We start from the raw sequence: 2,241 nt of genomic DNA, 5'->3' as shown, positions 1-2,241 counted from the left end.
GGCAACAACCGTGAAACACGCAGGCTAATTACACCCAACTACAAGAAAGGTATGAGTCTATGGAAGCTTTGAATTATCCCCAGGCAACCACTGGTGCACCGGTTATCACCGATCTGAAAGTCGTTCCGGTGGCCGGGCATGACAGCATGCTGCTCAATCTGAGCGGTGCTCACGGTCCTTTATTCACGCGCAATATTCTGATCCTGACGGACAGCTCGGGCCACGTCGGCGTCGGTGAAGTGCCGGGCGGTGAAGGCATCCGCAAGACGCTGGAGGACGCCCGTGAGCTGCTGAGCGGCCAGTCAATCGGCAACTATCAAAGCCTGTTGAACAAAGTCAGAAACGCCTTCGCCGACCGCGACGTGGGGGGGCGCGGCCTGCAAACCTTCGATCTTCGCATCGCTGTGCATGCCGTGACGGCTGTGGAATCAGCCTTGCTGGATCTGCTGGGCCAGCACTTGCAGGTGCCCGTAGCGGCGCTGCTGGGTGAAGGACAACAACGCGATGCCGTTGAAATGCTGGGTTACCTGTTTTACGTCGGCGACCGCAACAAGACTGACCTGGGCTACCGCTCGGAACAGGATGCCGATAACGAATGGTTCCGCCTGCGTAACGTTGAGGCCCTGACTCCGGAGTCGGTGGTTGCACTCGCCGAGGCGGCCTATGATCGCTACGGCTTTAAAGACTTCAAACTCAAAGGCGGCGTGCTTCGCGGCGAAGACGAAATCGCCGCTGTCACCGCGTTGTCGGAACGCTTCCCCGATGCACGCATCACCCTCGATCCAAACGGCGCCTGGTCACTGAAGGAAGCCGTGGCCCTGTGCCGCGATCAGCATCATGTTCTGGCCTACGCCGAAGATCCGTGCGGGGCTGAAAATGGCTATTCAGGTCGAGAAGTGATGGCCGAGTTCCGCCGCGCCACGGGCCTGCGCACTGCGACCAATATGATTGCCACCGACTGGCGTCAGATGGGGCATGCGATCCAGTTGCAATCCGTCGACATCCCCTTGGCCGACCCACACTTCTGGACGATGCAGGGATCCGTTCGTGTGGCACAGATGTGCAAGGAATGGGGGCTGACGTGGGGCTCTCACTCGAACAACCATTTTGATATTTCGCTCGCCATGTTCACTCACGTCGCCGCCGCTGCCCCCGGAAACATTACCGCCATCGATACCCACTGGATCTGGCAAGACGGTCAGCGCCTGACCAAAGAGCCATTGCAGATCAAAGGCGGTTTGGTGGAAGTACCCAAGAAGCCAGGCCTGGGCGTCGAGCTGGACTGGGACGCGCTGATGCAAGCCCATGAAGTCTACAAATCCATGGGCCTGGGCGCCCGCGATGACGCTACCGCCATGCGGTATCTGGTGTCGGGTTGGGAGTTCAACAACAAGCGTCCGTGCATGGTTCGTTAACCCAATCGTTTTAACGGCCTGCCTCGCAATATCAGAGGCAGGACCGTACGACGCTTTATTTTTTCATTTCCGTAGGTGTGCAGAGGGTATGAATCTGGAATTGAACCCCTCCGAGTGACTCCTTGATCTGATCGGCTGCGTGCTGACACGCCTCCATACTCTTGTACTCCGCATGGTCGACCGCAGTAGCGGGCTGTGCGCCGTTGGTGCCAAGAATGACCCAGAGAATGAAGTTCATGATGCCCCCGACCTTATATGTAGGTGATTGAGTCTAGCCATAGATTGATGACGGCCACCAAGACACCTTAGAGATGGACTGCTCAGCGCTCATGGCGCAGCGCGTCAACCACTACGCCAAATGCTGACGAATGCTCACGGCGGTTAGGGTAGTAGAGATGGTAGCCAGAAAAAGGTTGGCACCAATCCTCCATAACCCGCACAAGACTTCCGTCGCCAACCTCCTTCGACACCATATCTTCTGGCAAGAAACCCAACCCGCAACCCGCGACAGCAGCGCGCAGGATCGGCCCACTGCTGTTGAACGTCCATTGCCCCTCGACCCGCGCTTTCAGTTCATGGCCATCCTTTTCAAAATCCCATTACAGGAGACTTCCGTGGGTAGGCAGACGCAGATTGATGCAACTATGGTCCGCGAGATCGCCAGGTACTTTCGGTGCGGGCCGCCGCTTGAAGTACTCTGGGGAGCCCACTACCGCCATGCGTAATTGAGGGCCGACCGGAACGGCAATCATGTCCTTGGCCACTTGATCGCCCAGACGCACCCCTGCGTCGTAACGCTGCGCGACAATATCGGACAGGGCGTAGT

Annotated in this window: 2 protein-coding genes and 1 pseudogene; 1 reads left to right on the top strand and 2 read right to left on the bottom strand. The window is 57.9% G+C overall.

Features of this window, described 5'->3' with window-relative positions; translation table 11 throughout:
* The first annotated feature begins 59 nt into the window (after positions 1–59).
* Positions 60–1,415, top strand: a complete 1,356-nt coding sequence (gene gudD / locus AC1DRJ_RS25075) for a glucarate dehydratase (RefSeq protein WP_477804529.1) — start codon at positions 60–62, stop codon at positions 1,413–1,415.
* Positions 1,416–1,470: 55 nt separating this feature from the next.
* Here the strand turns inward: gudD and AC1DRJ_RS25070 are convergent, their stop codons facing one another.
* Positions 1,471–1,653: a hypothetical protein gene (locus AC1DRJ_RS25070; protein ID WP_477804528.1), complete on the bottom strand. Its 183-nt coding sequence runs from the start codon at positions 1,651–1,653 to the stop codon at positions 1,471–1,473.
* A gap of 82 nt (positions 1,654–1,735) precedes the next feature.
* Positions 1,736–2,241, bottom strand: a pseudogene (locus AC1DRJ_RS25065) (LysR substrate-binding domain-containing protein); the annotation flags it as partial.

The sequence above is a fragment of the Pseudomonas sp. P5_B2 genome, from assembly GCF_056400445.1.
This window is presented reverse-complemented; position numbering and strand designations above follow the sequence as displayed.

Coding starts and splice junctions, on each gene's coding strand:
- gudD (WP_477804529.1), top strand. CDS start 60: ATGGAAGCTTTGAATTATCCCCAGGCAACCACTGGTGCACCGGTTATC.
- AC1DRJ_RS25070 (WP_477804528.1), bottom strand. CDS start 1,653: ATGAACTTCATTCTCTGGGTCATTCTTGGCACCAACGGCGCACAGCCC.